Raw genomic sequence first — 14,411 nt, 5'->3', positions numbered from 1 at the left:
ACTGCCAACAGGAACGTGCCGGAACAGATTATGATCAACGTGAGAGAAGTGACGAAACGGTTCGGCATCGGCGCCTCTGCTGTAACGGCGCTTGAAACCGTGTCGCTGGATGTGCCGGAGGGCAGCTTTTTCACCCTGTTGGGACCATCGGGCTGCGGCAAGACCACGCTGCTGCGGCTGATTGCCGGGTTTGAACTGCCCAGCGAAGGCGAGATCGCACTGGACGGGCAGGAGATCGGCCATCTGCCGCCGCACAAGCGGCCAGTGAACACGGTGTTCCAGAATTACGCCCTGTTTCCGCATATGACCGTGGCTCGCAATATCGGGTTCGGGTTGGAAATGCTGAACCGCCCGAAGGCGGAAATCGCTGCCGCCATCGATGATATGCTGAATCTGGTGCAGATGGGTGAATTCGCATCGCGCCGCGTCGATCAGCTGTCTGGCGGGCAGCAGCAGCGGGTGGCGCTGGCACGCGCGCTCGCGCCGCGTCCCAAGGTGCTGCTGCTGGATGAGCCGCTGTCGGCGCTGGATCTGAAGCTGCGCAAGGGCATGCAAAGCGAGCTGAAACGCCTGCAAAGCGAAACCGGCATCACCTTTGTCTTTGTCACCCATGATCAGGGCGAAGCGCTGGCGATGTCCGATCAGATCGCGGTCATGTCCGCAGGACGCGTGCAGCAGGTGGGCACCCCACAGCAGATCTACACCGCGCCGCAAAGCCGGTTCGTCGCGGATTTCATTGGGGATACCAATATCGTGGCGGCGGACCTCCTTGGTTATGACGGGGCGCAGGCGCGGATCAGTTTTTTCGGCGGGGAGCCTGTACTTGCCAATGCGGCCAGCGACGGCTTGCCTCCTGGGGTAGTCTATGTGGCGCTGCGCCCCGAAACCCTTACCGTTTGCGCGGCGTCCAATGCGGCGGCTGTGCTGCGCGGAACCGTGCTCGACAGCAGTTATTTCGGAGCCGGTTCGCAAATGCGGGTGCGGCTTCAGAACGGCACCGAGATTCAGGTGCAGGTGGCAGAGCCCAGCCCGGCGGGCAGCGAGATCGGGCTGATCCCAGAGACCTCCATGCTGCATGTGCTGGCAGACTGATGGGGCAGGGGATGCAACATACTTCGCCCACGGCGCAGAATTTGCAGCAGGCCGTTGCGGCTCGTAGCCGGACGGTCCGGCGGGTCAGGTTGTTCCTGCTCTTGCCGGCGCTCGTGATCATCGGTGTGTTTGGTCTGGCGCCCCTGTCGATCGCGCTGGTCTATTCCTTGCTGGAGCCGGGAACCTATGGCGGGGTCGAATGGGTGTTCTCGACCGATGCCTATGTGCAGTTCCTGTTCGAGCGCGACATTTTTGATGACACTCTGAGTTTCAACAGCGCCTATCTGCAGATCTTTGGCCGCTCTTTCGGGCTGGCGCTATGCGCGATGATCGGCACTTTGATCCTCGGCTTTCCGGTGGCCTATTTCATCGCGGCCCGCCCTCCCGAACAGCGCAACCTCTGGCTTTTTGCCATTACCCTGCCGTTCTGGACCAACCTTCTGATCCGTACCTATTCCATGCTGCTGATCGTGCGCGACGAAGGGTTCTTGAACCTTGCGCTGATGAAACTGGGGCTGATCAGCGCGCCCATCGAGATGCTCTATACCGATGGGGCGGTCTTGGCCGGGTTGGTCTACAGCTATCTGCCCTTCATGATCCTGCCGATCTATGCCTCGCTGGAGAAGTTCGACTTTTCCCTGCTGGAGGCGGGACACGATCTTTATGCCTCTCGTGTGCAGGTGTTCCGCCATATTGTCATTCCGATCAGCCGCCCGGGTATTGTGGCCGGATGCGCGCTGGTGCTGATCCCCGCGCTGGGCGCCTATATCACGCCCGAGCTGTTGGGCGGCGGCAAGAAGCTGATGATCGGCAACCTGATTGCCATGCAGTTCGGATCTGGGCGCAACTGGCCCTTCGGCTCGGCGGCGGCGCTAATCCTGATGTCGGTAGTGCTGATCGCGCTTCTGGTATCACTCCGGGCAGGCGCCGAGAAGGAGAAGGCCCATGGCTGATCTGCCCCGCAAGAGGCTTGGCATGCTGTGGCGCAACAGCGAGACGCGTGAGTTGCGGCGTCAGCCCCTGTTCACGGCGCTTTCATGGCTGGTTCTACTGCTGCTTTATGCGCCGATCGCCGTGCTGATCCTGTTCTCTTTCAACGACAACCGCTCGGTCGTCGTCTGGACCGAGGCGAGCCTCAAGTGGTACGCCAAGGCGCTGGAGAATGACGACATCCGCAACGCGGCCTGGATTTCGATCCGGGTAGCTCTGACTGCCACAGTCATCTCTACCGTCATCGCGACAATGGCGGCGTTGGCGACAACGCGGGGCGGTAATTATTGCGGGCGCGCAGCGGCGATTGCCCTGATCAATCAGCCGCTGATGATCCCGGAAATCGTCACCGCCATTGCCACCCTGTCGTTCTTTTCGATCCTGCGGCAGCTGACAGGGATCACCGGGCTGGGCTGGCTCATTCTGGCGCATACGGTGTTCTGTATTCCCTTTGCCTTTATCCCGGTGCGCGCCCGTCTTGCCGATATGTCCGAAACCTTCGAGACCGCCGCCGCCGATCTTTATGCAACGCCCTGGCAGACCTTCCGCCATGTCACCCTGCCGCTGCTGATGCCGGGCATTCTGGCGGGCGCAATGCTGGCCTTCGTGGTCTCGCTGGATGACGTGATCATCACCCTGCTGATCGCCGGTCCCGGGGAAACCACCCTGCCGATCTACATCCTGGGCCAGATCCGGCGCGGCGTGACGCCCGAGGTCAACGCGGTCTCCACCATTCTGATCCTGCTGACCGTGGCCATGGTCGCGCTGACCTTCGCCCTGCAACGCAAACGAAAATAACCAGAAGCCCGCACCAGACGGGACCCACCAACCAACAAGAGGAAGATCCATGAAACTGACGATCCTTAAGGCGGGGCTCACCTCCGTCATCGCCCTCAGTGCGGCTGCAGCTAACGCCGAAGGCACGCTGAACATCTACAACTGGGGCAATTACACCAACCCCGAGATGATCGAGAAATTCGAAAAGCAGTATGGCATTGACGTCACGCTGGACGGCTATGACAGCAACGAAACCATGCTGGCCAAGGTCAAGGAAGGCGGCAGCGGATACGACATCGTGGTCCCGGGCGACTATATGGTCGCCATCATGGTGGGCGAGGGGCTGCTGGCCGAAATCAACGCCTCCGGAATGGAGAACTTCAAGAACCTCGATCCGAACTGGGTCGATGTCTACTGGGATCCGGGCCGCAAATACTCAGTACCCTATCAGTGGGGCACCACCAGCTTTACCGTCGACAGCGCGGTATACGGCGGCGACATCGACACGCTTGAGATCGTGTTCAACCCGCCCGAAGAGCTGAAGGGCCGCATCAACATGCTCAACGACATGAACGATGTGATCAATGCCGGGCTGCGCTATCTCGATTATCCGCGCTGCAATTCCGACCCCGCCCAGATGAAAGAGCTGCTGGCGCTGCTGCTCAAGGCCAAGGAAGACTGGCGCACCATGGATTACGCGGTGATCGAGAAGCTGACCTCGAAGGATGTCGACCTGTCGCAAAGCTGGAACGGCGCCGCGATGCGCGCCCGAGCCGATCGCCCGACGTTGAAATACGCCTATCCCAAGGAAGGTTTCACCGGCTGGATGGATAACGTCGCGGTGCTGGCGGATGCCCCCAACATGGAGAACGCCATGCTGTTCGTGAACTTCATGATGGAGCCGGAAAACGCGGCGATGACTTCCAACTTTGCCCGCTATGCCAACGGCGTCATCGGGTCAGAGGAATTCATGGACGCCGAAATGCTGGAGGCGCCGGAGATCGTGATGCCTGAAGGCGCCCCGGTGCCGGACTTCGTCAAACCCTGCGATCAGGATGTCGTGGCGATGTACAACAAGGTCTGGACCCGCCTGAAGCAGTAACTCAGCCAAACAGAAGGGTGGTGGCCCATGGGGCCATCACCGGAAATTTTGACCGCAGTCCAGGCGCTGGGCTGCCATGCGGGAGCGTGCCCAATGCACCGGACAGCAGACAGTCAGAAGCCGAAAACGGCGCGGGAAATCGGCATCATGCAGGGATTTCCGCCGCCGCCGGAAAAACGGCCGACGCTGGACAACTGGGATCTGGCCCCCTTCAATCGCTGGTCCTTCCAGAACATGCGGCGCCTGTTTCCCACGGCGGATGTGCGCAGCGGTCCCGCTGCGGCTGCGCCGCTGCCAGTTGCGCTGCAGGATCTGTCAGAGGTCTGTTTTGCCACCGGCGCAGGCACCCGCCAGTCGGTCGGCGATTGGCTGTGGCAAAGCTACACCGACGGGTTTTTGGTGCTGCACGGTGGCGCCATCGTCACCGAGTTCTACGCCAATGATTTTCATGCCGAGGCGGCGCATCTGGGGCAGTCGGTCTCCAAATCCGTGATCGGCATCCTCGCCGGGATCTTACACGGCGAGGGGCTGCTGGATCTGGCTGCCCCGCTGGAGGAGATCGTGCCGGAACTGGCGGGCACCGGCTATGCGGGTTGCACGGTGGATCAAGCGCTGGACATGCTGTCCGGTGTGCGGTTCTCTGAGGGTTATGGGCTGCCGGGCAGCGACATGACCCGGGTCGATATCGCCTCGGGTTGGCGCCCGGTGCGGGACGGGGAGATCAAGCCGACCATACGCGACGTGATCCTCTCCCTACCGCAGGAGCGGGCGCATGGGCTCGGCTTCTCCTATCGGTCGATTGAAACCGATGTCATTGCCTGGGCGCTGGAGCGGGTCAGCGGTACGGATCTGTCTGCGCTGCTGTCCGACCGGATCTGGCGTAGACTTGGCTGTGAACAGGATGGGTTCTTTACCGTCGATGATGCGGGCACCGCGCTGGCCGATGGGGGGTTCAACGCGAGCCTGCGGGACTATGCCCGGTTCGGGCACATGGTGCTGAATGGCGGCCGGGTTGGCGATGACCAGATCGTGCCCGAGGCCTGGATCGATGGTATCTGCACAGGCGCGGATCCATCGAAATTCGGCGCGCCCTATGACGTGCTGTCACCGCAAGGCGCCTATCGGCGGTTCTGGTGGGTGCACGATCCCGGGCGCGGCGTGTTCATGGCCCGGGGTGTGTTCGGTCAGCTGATCTTTATCGATCGCAGCGCCGATGTTGTGATCGTAAAGCTGTCGAGCTGGCCTGACTATCTGATCCCGGCCTTTGGTCTGGATGCCGTGCAGGCCTGCGAGGCCATCGTCAGCGCGCTGGACTAGGGCGGGGGTTACCTTCGCGCGGGGCGGCGCAGGATGTAGATATCCATGATCCAGCCATGCTCCGCGCGCGCCTTCGCGCGGACCTTGATGATCTCATCTCCGGCTTCGTGCAGCGCGCCGGATAGGGAGATTTCATTCTCCATCCCGGCATAAGCTGCCCACCAGATCTGAACACCTTCGGGGTCGATGGACTGAAAACTGCAGTCGCCGTCCAGCATGATGACCAGCGTATCGGCACTGTCTGGCCAGCCCGCCTCGCGCAGCTGGCGGCCAGTGGTGATGGTGACGGGATCACCGATCTCATTGAGGGGGATGGCATGGCTCGCCGTCAGCGCCTGAATCGAGGTGATGCCGGGAATGACGCGCAGGGAAACCTCGGTACGGGCCTGAAGCCGCGCCGCAATGCGCATGGTGCTGTCGTAAAGGGATGGATCGCCCCAGACCAGAAAGCCGACCTTGCCGCCCCGGGGCAGGTGTTGGTCGATGGTCTTTTGCCAGACCTCGGCAATGGCATCGTGCCAGTCGTCCACTCGCTGTCGGTAGCTTGGTGTCGCGGGATCGCGCTGCGGCAGGTCGAATTCGACGATCGCAGGCCCTGGCGATTTGATCACCCGTTTGCAGATGTCCCGGCGCAGACCGGCCAGATCGTCCTTACCGGCACCCTTGTTGGGGATGAGGATTAGCTCCAGCCCGTTCAGGGCTTCTACCGCCTGCAGGGTTAGATGCTGGGGATTGCCGGTGCCAATGCCAACAAGGGTGAGATCAATCATGTCAGGCGCCTTTGGAAAAGAAACACGGCCCCGAAACGGGGCCGCGCTATGTGACACTTCAGATGTCGGCGAAAGGCTTACGCAGCCGCATAAAGGCGGGGCGTGACCAGACCGCTGCGCTCCAGACCGCGCAGGCTTTTGGCGGCGGCCAGAACGGCCAGATCGGCCAGCGGTTCGATCAGGATGACGGTCATGTAAGCTGCACCAAAGGTAAAGACCGAGGCCATGGTTTCGGCGCCGATGCCCTGGCCGTAGAAGGCCCAGAAAGCGACCCAGCCGACAACGCCTGCCTGATAGGCGGTCGACAGCGCCAGCGCCTGAGAATACTTCAGATCAACATAGGCAGTGTTCGGAGCGATGATCCGCTTGGCCAGTTCCTTCATCGCGAACAGCGGCACCAGCAGCGTGGTCAGGTTGATGAAATACTGCGGCAGATCAATCGGGGCAAAGAACACGCCCTGGATCAGAAGTCCCATCGCCAGACCGAAGGCAGCAGGTGCAGCGCCCAGCAGCAGGAACAGGGTCGAGCCGAGGATGAAGTGAACCTCGGAAACGCCCACAGGGAAATGCGGCAGCACTTCGAAGAAGGTGAAGACGCCGACAGTCGCAATGGCCGAACGCGCCGCAAAGGATGCGATGCCGGAGGCGGCCAGATCTTCCATCGTCTTTTTCGCAGCAAAGCCCATGGCGCCAGCGGCGGTGGCATAGGACAGGGCGATTTTGACGCCGTTTACGATTCCGGGTTCGATATGCATGTTCTGTCTCCTTGCCGCCTCACCCGGCGGCATTACATAGGTTATGGTTGGGCCATCCTGGCCACGTCTTCCAACGGCAGGTCTCCTGACTCGCGGGTCGATGCCGGTCCGAGGCCTTCCCAGTCCTGATAGGGACCAGTGGCTATGCCCGGTGGCTCTCCGCTCACAGTTGCGGGGGCAGTCACGGATTTGGCGCCTGATGGCTACACCTCACCGTGTTCCCTTTTCATCCTTGGGTCTTGGACCCGTCGGAACCTTTGGTCTTTCAGAGATGACACAGCGCTTACAAAGCTGTCAACGTGTCTGGCGCGTCATCCGTGTTTCAATTGCGGCATATGGGCGATCAGCGGGGCAGGTCCTCATCGGCCAGGGGACCATAGAGGATCAGCACCGGTGCCTTGGTCTCCATCGCGCGCAGAACCTCGGGGAGTTCTCCCACCGTGTGGCAGGACAGCGACTGATCCGGGGTCGAAACACCCAGCGCGATCAGCGCGTGCGTCTCGGGCGGCAGCCCGGCCACCAGCAACCGTTCGGCGAGCGCTGCAAAGGTGCGTTTCCCCATGTAGACAACGGTCGTGGCTTCGGGATCGGCGAGGGCGGCCATATTCAGCTCTTCGGGCAGGCCGCCGGTTACGTCATGGCCGGTGATGAACTGCAGTCGTCGCGCGGTCAGCCGCCGGGTCAGCGGAATATTGGCGGCCGCAGCAGCTGCCGAGGCCGCGGTCACGCCGGGCACGATCTCGAACCCGATGCCTGCCTGCCGCAGCGCGGTGATTTCCTCTTCCAGACGGCCAAAGACGCCGGAATCGCCGGATTTCAGCCGCACTACATGCGCCCCGGTCGCAGCGTATTCGACCAAGAGCTGGCTGACGTGGTCCTGCCGGGGTGAGGGGCGCCCTGCACGTTTGCCCACTCCGACGAGATCGGCGTCCTTGCGCGCATGGGTCAGGATCGGCCCCGATGAAAGGTCATCGAACAGAACCGCATCGGCTGCCCCAAGCAGTTTCACCGCCTTGACGGTCAGAAGTTCGGGGTCGCCGGGGCCGGAGGAGACGAAACTGACAAAACCGCTCATGATTGCTCTCCGGTGATCAGGTGGAAGAAGGTGCCGGTCACATGGCCGCGTATCGAGCCGGTTTCCGGCACCGGGTTGCCGTCTGCGTCCATCACCCGGGCCAGCGGGGCGTCCGGTTCATCCAGAATGGTCGAATAGTGGAACTCATGTCCGCGCAAGGCGCCGCCTGCGGCAAATCCCGGCATCGGGGCCTCCAGAACGGCGCGGCGGTAGCCAAGGTGGAATTTCCGCTTTTCATATGAGGTGACGAGCCCCAGCAACCCCGCCATGCGGTGACGGTTGCCGTCCTTGTCGATCAGCGCCTCGCCCAGTGCCATGTAGCCGCCGCATTCGCCATGGACCGGCCGGGTTTCGGCGTGTTTGCGCAGGGCGGCGCGGAAGGTCCCGGCAGCGGCCAGCCTGCCGCCGTGCAGCTCGGGGTAGCCCCCCGGCAGCCAGATCAGATCGGCATCCGGGGCCGGGGCTTCATCGGCGAGAGGGGAGAAGGGAATGATTTCGGCGCCAGCCGCGCGCCAGCCTTCCAGAAGATGCGGGTAGGTGAAGGAAAACGCCGCATCCCGCGCCAGTGCAATGCGCTGGGCAGGCGGATTCGGCAGGGGGGCTGAGGCGGGCGCAGCTCCGGCACGGGCGGCGGATTTGATCGCCTCCAGATCCACGTTTTCACGCAGGAAGGCGGCATAGCCCGCGATCGCGGCCTCAAGATCCGGGTGCTCCACCGCTTGGATCAGGCCGAGGTGGCGCTCGGGCAGGGTCAGATCGCCGCGTCGGGGCAGGGAGCCAAGGACGGGAATGCCCGCACGCTCCATCCCGAGGCGGGTCAGCCTTTCGTGGCGCGGGCTGGCGACCCGGTTCAGGATCACACCGGCAAAGGGTAGGTCAGGATCATAGGCGCGAAACCCCAGCGCCGTGGCCGCTGCCGATTGCGCCTGACCGCCTACATCCACGACCAGAATGACAGGCCAGCCCATGCGTTTTGCGGTTTCCGCCGAAGAGCCAAAGCCGCTTTGCCCGCGCGTGGCAACGCCATCATAAAGCCCCATGGAGCCTTCACCGACGCAGATCTGCGCGCCGTTTGCCTGCCCCGCAACGGCGTCCAGCAGACCGCCATCCATGGCCCATGTATCGAGGTTGAACGAGGCTCGCCCAGCTGCGGCGAGGTGAAAGGCCGGATCGATATAATCCGGTCCGCTCTTGAAGGGCTGCACCGCAAGGCTATCCTCCGCGAGGGCGCGCAACAGGCCCAGCATCACCGTGGTCTTGCCCGTGCCGGAGGCAGGCGCCGAGATCATCAGCCCTGGAGGAAATCCATCCATTTTTCCTGCCTTAGTCATCGCCTTCGCTCCAGCTGGCCCATTGGCTGTCGGCGCTTTGCGGGCGGTAGCGCCGGTCGTAATCTTGCGCGTAAAGGCAGCTTTCGTCGAAGTCCTCGGCGCCGAGGGCGCGGCCCACTAGGATCAGTGCAGTGCGGCCCCGCGCGCCCTCGGTTGCCTCGATCAATGTGCCTAGGGTGGCCTTGATGATCTTCTGATCTTGCCATGTCGCCCGCCAAACCACTGCGACCGGGCAGTCGTCGCCATAGGCCGGAGAGAGCCGCGCCACCACATCGTCTAGCACATGCACCGAGAGGTGAATGGCAAGCGTCGCGCCGGTGCGGGCGAAATTCTCTAGCGTTTCGCCTTCGGGCATCGAGGAGGCCCGCCCCGAGGTGCGCGTCAGCACCAGCGATTGCGCAACGCCCGGCAGGGTCAGCTCGGCGCCCAGCGCAGCGGCGCCTGCGGCAAAGGCGGGCACGCCGGGGGTTACGTCATATGGAATACCCAGATCGCGCAGACGGCGCAGTTGCTCGCCCATGGCGGACCAGACCGACAGATCGCCGGAGTGCAGCCGCGCCACATCCTGCCCCGCCTCATGTGCGGCCTCGATTTCGGCCACAATCTCATCCAGCGACAGGGACGCCGTGTTGATGATCTTGGCGCCCTCCGGGCAGTGCTGCAGCAGCGCCTCGGGCACCAGTGATCCGGCATAAAGGCAGACGGGGCAGGCGGCGATCAGGTCGCGGCCACGCAGGGTGATCAGGTCGGCAGCACCGGGTCCGGCGCCAATGAAGTGAACGGTCATGAGGTCAGTCTTTCTGCAATGGCCGCAGTGGCAAGGCCATCTGCGGTGACAACGCGGGGAACGAGAAGGCGGGCGGTTGCTGTGGTGCGGCCGTGGCATGCGCCGCAGAGGGCAGCAGCTTCGGCCAGCGATCCGGTTGCGAACCGGGTTTTGATACGGGGCGACATGGTCGGCGTTTCAAGGCCCGCAATCGCCTCTTCTGGCAGGGCGATCACCGGCAGGTTTAGTTCGGCGGCGAGGGCCTGAAAGGCGGGGCTCTCCACTTTCGCTGCGAGTGAGACGAGCGCATCGGGCTGATGCCCGGTCAGCGCCAGGGCGGCGCGCAGGTCGGCAACGGTCGCCGCTTTGCGAAATCCCAAACCCGCGACCTTCATCGCGTGACGCTCCACTGGATGACAGGACGCGCGCGCTCCCAGCCGCGCATGGAGCCAAGCGGCCCGGCTTCGGCCAGTTCCACCTTCATCAGATTCCCGCCGCGTGTGGCATGGGCCTGCATCAGCAGGGTCTCGGTCTCTAGTGTCACGCCATTGGCGACGATCCGAGTGCCCTCGGGCAACACTTGCCACAGATGATCCAGCAACGCCTGTGAGCCACCGCCGCCGATGAAAACGCAATCGGGTCTTTTCTGTCCATCCAACACATCCGGCGCGCGGCCCAGAACCGGTTTCATGCGGTGTTCAATCCCGAACCGTTCGGCATTGGCTCGGATATTGATGAGGCGGTCTTCCCGCGGCTCAAACGTGATCGCCCGGTTGCACGGCGCGGCAAGGCACCATTCCACCGAGACAGATCCGGAGCCGCCACCGATGTCCCAGAGCAGCTCTCCGGCTCGCGGTGCGAGTGCCGAAAGGGTCATGGCGCGGATCGGGCGTTTGGTGATCTGCCCGTCGCTCTGGAACACATCGTCGGGCAAGCCGCTGGCGCGGGGCAGGCCCGTGCTGCCCGCCACCTGAAGCGCGGCCACCACGGGGGCGGCGATGCCGGTCAGGTGAAAGGTATCTGCGCGACTGCTGTGCACTTGGGCGCAGGGCCCGCCCAGCGCCTCCATCACCTTAAGCGTTGTTGGGCCGAATCCCTGCGTGGTAAGCCAATCGGCCAGTGCTGCCGGGCTGCTGCCATCTCGAAGCGTGCAGATGATCCGGGCTCCGGCGGCCAGCACAGGGGTCAGCCGAGCGAAGGGGGCAGCATGAAGGCCAAGGCAAAGTGTCTCCTCCAGTTTCCAACCCAAGGTATTTGCCGCCAGAGCAAAGCAGGAGGGGGCGGGGTGCGATACCCATTCATCCGGGCTGAGATGCGCCACCAGCGATCCACCCGCGCCGTGCCAGAAGGGATCGCCCGAGGCTAGCACCACGGCGCGTTGACCGCGCGCAGCAAGCACCGGATCGATGGAAAACGGAACCGGCCAGGGCTGGCCGCGATTACCTGCCTGCACCAGATCCAGATGGCGGGGGCCGCCAAAAATCACCTCGGCCTCGTCCAGCGCCTTCCGGCTTGCATTCGCCAGCCCAGCCGGTCCATCGTCGCCGAGGCCGACAATGGTCAGCCATTGTTTTACAAGAGGATCAGACATGACGCGCATCCTGCTGCTTGGGGGCACTACCGAAGCTTCGCGCCTTGCCGAGGCCCTGGCCGAGGCCGGGCTGGATACGGTGTTCTCCTACGCGGGCCGCACGGCACGCCCCGTCACCCAGCCGCTGCCGCTGCGCGTCGGGGGCTTTGGCGGCATCGACGGGCTGGAGGCCTACCTGCGGGACGAAGGCGTGACGCATGTCGTAGACGCCTCCCATTCTTTTGCCGCGCAGATGAGCAGCAATGCGGCGCAGGCTTGCTCGCAGGCCGGTGTCCGGCTTTGTGCGCTGGAGCGCCCGCCTTGGCAGGCCGGTCCCGGGGATCACTGGATCCATGTGGACGGATTGGAAGAGGCGGTCGCGGCGCTGCCGGATCAGGGCGCGCGGGTGTTTCTGGCGATTGGTAAGCAGAATATCGCGGCCTTTTCCGGCAAACCCGGAAACCACTATCTGCTGCGGCTGGTGGACCCGCCCGAGGCACCGCTGCCGCTGCCGGACAAGACCGTTGAAATCGCGCGTGGCCCGTTTGATGTGGCGGGGGATCGGGCACTGATGCAGGCCCATGGTATTACCCATATTGTTTCCAAGAACGCCGGTGGTTCTGGTGCCGAAGCCAAGCTGCAGGCGGCGCGCGATTTGGGGCTGCCGGTGATCATGATCGCCCGCCCGAAGGTGCCGCAGCGCCTGACCTTTGGAACCGTGCCTGCGGTCATGGCGTGGTTGTATGGCCGCCCGGATCACGGGGCCGAACCTTCTGCGTAGCGGGGCGTGTAGACGTGCCGCCCGATGGCCCGCGTGTCGCGGTTGCCGACGATCACCATGGTGCGCATGTCCGCCATTTCCGGCCTTGCGTCTTTCAGCGCGACGGTGCTGGTCTCCTGCGTCGGTTTGGTGACGTCGCGTGCAAAGCTGATCAGCGTGTCTTCTCCGCAGGCGGCGCGCAGGATCTCAAGCGCGCGGGCGAACTGGTGAGGACGGGACTTGGAGCGTGGATTGTAAAAGGCCATGGCAAAGCCCGCTTCACCTGCCGCGCGCAGGCGGGATTCGATCAGCGACCAGGGTTTCAGATTGTCGGAAAGGTTGATCGCCGCGAAATCGTGCCCGAGCGGCGCACCGATCTGGGCGGCGGCAGCCAGCATGGCAGTAATGCCGGGCAAGACACGGATATCAAGCTCCAGCCAGTCATTCGGCCCAGCCTCAAGCGCCTCGAACACGGCGGAGGCCATGGCAAAGACACCGGGATCGCCAGAGGACACAACGACAACGCGGCGTCCCGCAGCAGCCATCTCAAGCGCATGGGTGGCCCGGTCCACCTCGACCCGGTTATCCGAGGCATGAAGCACCAGCCCGTCGCGCGGCGCGATGCGTTTCACGTAAGGGATATAGCCGACGATATCTGTTGCTGCGTCGATGGCATCGCGCACCTCTTGGGTCACCAGCGCCTCATCCCCCGGGCCAAGGCCCGCGACGACCAGCCATCCGGTTTCTGTCGCTTGCGTCATGGCCGACGTCCCTGTCCGTGTACCAGCACGATCGAGAAGTAAGGCACCTCGCCGCTCACCTCTGTCAGCTTTTGCACGCTCTGTGTCGGCATGGTGCCGCGTTCCACCAGCCAGGCATCGTTGAGCTTGCCCGCCGCCCGCAGCGCGCGGCGCAGTTTGGGCAGGTTGCGGCCGATCTTCATCACCACCAGCGCGTCGGTTCCGCGTGCGCGCTCGGTCAGCTCATCCTCGCTGAGCGTGGCCATGGCGACGGTCAGCACATCGTCGCCCCAGGTGATCGGCTGATCGGTGGCGGTCCAGCAGCCGGACATGCCAGTGATGCCAGGGATGATGTCCACCTCGGCGCGGGCTTGAAGGCGGCTGTGCAGATGCATGAAGGAGCCGTAAAGGAAGGGATCGCCTTCGCAGAGGACAACGACGTCGTCGGTCCGGGCGATCTCTTCCAACCGGTTGGCCCATTGATCGTAGAAGTCCGACAGCAGGCGATTGTATTCGGGATCGGAGAAATGGATCTCCGTTGTTACCGGATATTCCATCGCATGTTCCTGCACCGTGTCTGGCAGCAGATGTTCGACGATGGTGCGGGCCTGCCCCTTGCGGCCTGCCTTGCGGAAATAGGCAATGTGGCGCGCGCCGGTGATGGCGCGGTGCGACTTAACACTCATCAGGTCCGGATCGCCGGGGCCGAGGCCTGCACAGATAACTTTGCCCATGGTTATTCTTTCCAGCTGGCCAGCGCGTTGACGGCTGCTACGGTGATGGCCGATCCGCCAAGGCGGCCCTTCACGATCATCGACGGCACGGGAAGGTCCTGCATCAGCGCCTCCTTGGATTCCATGGCGCCGACAAAACCCACTGGGCAGCCGATTATGGCAGCCGGGCGCGGGCAGGCGGGATCCTTCAGCATGTTGAGTAGATGAAACAGCGCGGTCGGGGCATTGCCGATGGCGACCACGGCACCGTCGAGTTTTGGGCGCCACAGCTCCAGCGCGGCGGCGGAGCGGGTGTTGCCCATCTCCTTGGCCATGTTCGGCACCTTCGGATCGCGCAGGGTGCAGATCACTTCGTTGCTCACGGGAAGGCGCGGGCGGGTGATGCCCTCGCTGACCATATAGGCATCACAAAGGATCGGCGCCCCCGCCGACAGCGCCGCGCGGGCGGTTTCGGCCATGCCGGGAGAAAAGCGGATATGCTCCTCGAGCCCCACCATTCCGGCGGCATGGATCATGCGTACGGCGACGCTTTCCTCATCGCGGGTGAAGCGGCCCAAATCAGCCTCGGCGCGGATGGTGGCAAAGCTTTCGGCGTAGATCCTGGCGCCGTTGGTTTCATAGGTGTGGAGCAT

The 14,411-nt window shown here is 63.5% G+C and carries 16 protein-coding genes and 1 riboswitch; of the genes, 6 read left to right on the top strand and 10 right to left on the bottom strand.

Annotation, left to right across the window (positions count from 1 at the left end; genetic code table 11):
- Nucleotides 1-30 precede the first annotated feature (30 nt).
- From JL2886_RS05915 to JL2886_RS05895, 5 genes are all read left to right on the top strand, one after another.
- The gene (locus JL2886_RS05915; RefSeq protein WP_116560345.1) at nucleotides 31-1,092 is read left to right on the top strand and encodes an ABC transporter ATP-binding protein; all 1,062 of its coding nucleotides are present in this window, start codon (nucleotides 31-33) and stop codon (nucleotides 1,090-1,092) included.
- Nucleotides 1,093-1,103: 11 nt separating this feature from the next.
- A complete protein-coding gene (locus JL2886_RS05910) occupies nucleotides 1,104-2,045 on the top strand; it encodes an ABC transporter permease (RefSeq protein WP_065273560.1) in 942 nt (313 codons plus the stop codon).
- 22 nt (nucleotides 2,046-2,067) lie between these two features.
- Nucleotides 2,068-2,880, top strand: coding sequence for an ABC transporter permease (locus tag JL2886_RS05905; protein ID WP_065273561.1), 813 nt, complete (start codon nucleotides 2,068-2,070; stop codon nucleotides 2,878-2,880).
- A 49-nt stretch (nucleotides 2,881-2,929) separates the two neighbouring features.
- Nucleotides 2,930-3,961 carry an extracellular solute-binding protein gene (locus tag JL2886_RS05900; protein ID WP_065271160.1) on the top strand — a complete coding sequence of 344 codons (1,032 nt, stop codon included), beginning with the start codon at nucleotides 2,930-2,932 and terminating at the stop codon, nucleotides 3,959-3,961.
- Between the two features lie 93 nt (nucleotides 3,962-4,054).
- Nucleotides 4,055-5,278 (top strand): serine hydrolase domain-containing protein, encoded by a 1,224-nt coding sequence (locus JL2886_RS05895; protein WP_065271159.1) that lies wholly within the window; start codon nucleotides 4,055-4,057, stop codon nucleotides 5,276-5,278.
- Between the two features lie 8 nt (nucleotides 5,279-5,286).
- On the opposite strand, the gene cobF is transcribed toward JL2886_RS05895, so the two are convergent.
- The 7 genes from cobF to JL2886_RS05860 form a co-directional block, all read right to left on the bottom strand.
- A complete protein-coding gene (gene cobF, locus JL2886_RS05890; protein WP_065271158.1) occupies nucleotides 5,287-6,048 on the bottom strand; it encodes a precorrin-6A synthase (deacetylating) in 762 nt (253 codons plus the stop codon).
- Between the two features lie 77 nt (nucleotides 6,049-6,125).
- Complete coding sequence (locus tag JL2886_RS05885; RefSeq protein WP_065271157.1) at nucleotides 6,126-6,803, bottom strand: energy-coupling factor ABC transporter permease; 678 nt, start codon at nucleotides 6,801-6,803, stop codon at nucleotides 6,126-6,128.
- 57 nt (nucleotides 6,804-6,860) lie between these two features.
- Nucleotides 6,861-7,077, bottom strand: a riboswitch (cobalamin riboswitch).
- A 69-nt stretch (nucleotides 7,078-7,146) separates the two neighbouring features.
- Nucleotides 7,147-7,878: a uroporphyrinogen-III C-methyltransferase gene (gene cobA / locus JL2886_RS05880; protein WP_065271156.1), complete on the bottom strand. Its 732-nt coding sequence runs from the start codon at nucleotides 7,876-7,878 to the stop codon at nucleotides 7,147-7,149.
- Complete coding sequence (locus JL2886_RS05875) at nucleotides 7,875-9,191, bottom strand: cobyrinate a,c-diamide synthase (RefSeq protein ID WP_065271155.1); 1,317 nt, start codon at nucleotides 9,189-9,191, stop codon at nucleotides 7,875-7,877. Before JL2886_RS05875 ends, cobA begins: the two co-directional genes overlap by 4 nt.
- Nucleotides 9,192-9,201: 10 nt before the next feature.
- Nucleotides 9,202-9,996 carry a precorrin-4 C(11)-methyltransferase gene (gene cobM / locus JL2886_RS05870; RefSeq protein ID WP_065271154.1) on the bottom strand — a complete coding sequence of 265 codons (795 nt, stop codon included), beginning with the start codon at nucleotides 9,994-9,996 and terminating at the stop codon, nucleotides 9,202-9,204.
- A complete protein-coding gene (locus tag JL2886_RS05865; RefSeq protein WP_065271153.1) occupies nucleotides 9,993-10,370 on the bottom strand; it encodes a cobalamin biosynthesis protein in 378 nt (125 codons plus the stop codon). Before JL2886_RS05865 ends, cobM begins: the two co-directional genes overlap by 4 nt.
- Complete coding sequence (locus tag JL2886_RS05860; RefSeq protein WP_065271152.1) at nucleotides 10,367-11,566, bottom strand: bifunctional cobalt-precorrin-7 (C(5))-methyltransferase/cobalt-precorrin-6B (C(15))-methyltransferase; 1,200 nt, start codon at nucleotides 11,564-11,566, stop codon at nucleotides 10,367-10,369. The genes JL2886_RS05865 and JL2886_RS05860 overlap by 4 nt, the downstream gene beginning before the upstream one ends.
- Between JL2886_RS05860 and JL2886_RS05855 the strand changes: the two genes are divergently transcribed.
- A complete protein-coding gene (locus JL2886_RS05855; RefSeq protein WP_065271151.1) occupies nucleotides 11,565-12,326 on the top strand; it encodes a cobalt-precorrin-6A reductase in 762 nt (253 codons plus the stop codon). The genes JL2886_RS05860 and JL2886_RS05855 overlap by 2 nt on opposite strands.
- Here the strand turns inward: JL2886_RS05855 and cobJ are convergent.
- The 3 genes from cobJ to JL2886_RS05840 are packed head-to-tail and all read right to left on the bottom strand — an operon-like array spanning nucleotide 12,302 to nucleotide 14,411.
- On the bottom strand, nucleotides 12,302-13,066 hold the full coding sequence (gene cobJ, locus JL2886_RS05850) for a precorrin-3B C(17)-methyltransferase (RefSeq protein WP_065271150.1): 765 nt from the start codon (nucleotides 13,064-13,066) through the stop codon (nucleotides 12,302-12,304). The two genes, JL2886_RS05855 and cobJ, sit on opposite strands and share 25 nt — an antisense overlap.
- The gene (cobI, locus tag JL2886_RS05845; protein ID WP_065271149.1) at nucleotides 13,063-13,779 is read right to left on the bottom strand and encodes a precorrin-2 C(20)-methyltransferase; all 717 of its coding nucleotides are present in this window, start codon (nucleotides 13,777-13,779) and stop codon (nucleotides 13,063-13,065) included. Before cobI ends, cobJ begins: the two co-directional genes overlap by 4 nt.
- Nucleotides 13,780-13,781: 2 nt before the next feature.
- Nucleotides 13,782-14,411 carry a precorrin-8X methylmutase gene (locus JL2886_RS05840; protein ID WP_065271148.1) on the bottom strand — a complete coding sequence of 210 codons (630 nt, stop codon included), beginning with the start codon at nucleotides 14,409-14,411 and terminating at the stop codon, nucleotides 13,782-13,784.

This window comes from Phaeobacter gallaeciensis (assembly GCF_001678945.1).
GTDB lineage: Bacteria > Pseudomonadota > Alphaproteobacteria > Rhodobacterales > Rhodobacteraceae > Phycobacter > Phycobacter gallaeciensis_A.
The sequence above is the reverse complement of the archived record's forward strand: the minus strand, read 5'-3'. Positions and strand labels throughout refer to the sequence as shown.